This is a genomic window from Sphingomonas sp. 35-24ZXX (assembly GCF_000786215.1).
GTDB lineage: Bacteria > Pseudomonadota > Alphaproteobacteria > Sphingomonadales > Sphingomonadaceae > Blastomonas.
In genome coordinates this window covers 1-392 of record NZ_JROG01000033.1, presented here as the reverse complement: position 1 = coordinate 392, position 392 = coordinate 1, and the positions used below count along the sequence as shown (strand labels likewise).

The 392-nt window shown below is 63.3% G+C and carries 1 protein-coding gene; it reads right to left on the bottom strand.

The window, feature by feature from the left end:
• On the bottom strand, positions 1 to 326 hold a 326-nt coding region (locus tag LI72_RS18665; RefSeq protein WP_033927487.1), incomplete at its 3' end, for an IS5/IS1182 family transposase.
• Positions 327 to 392: the final 66 nt, after the last annotated feature.

Sequence of the window (392 nt, the reverse complement as noted above, 5' to 3'; positions counted from 1 at the left end):
AGCCACACCGTCGTTGCATCGGGCACCGTGCCATCGAGCCCAAGCCCCAGGAACCGCTGGAACGACAGCCGATCCTTGATCTGGAACTCGGTCGCCTCGTCCGAGAGCGAGTACAGCGCCTGGAGCACCAAGATCTTGAACATCAGCACTGGATCGAACGGTGGTCTGCCGCCCTTGCCGCGGGCAGTGCGCCGCAGTGCTGCCACCAACGGTCCGCGGAACACCTCAAAGTCGACGACCGCCGCGAGACGCTCCAGCGGATCACCCGCCGCGCTCAGCGCCTCGTATCGGTCCGAAAGGTCAAAAAAGCCCAGCTGCCCAACCATCTCCGTCTCCGCTCATCCGCAAAGGCAGTGAAGCAATTCAAGCCGCTACGCGCCAGCAGTTTTTCG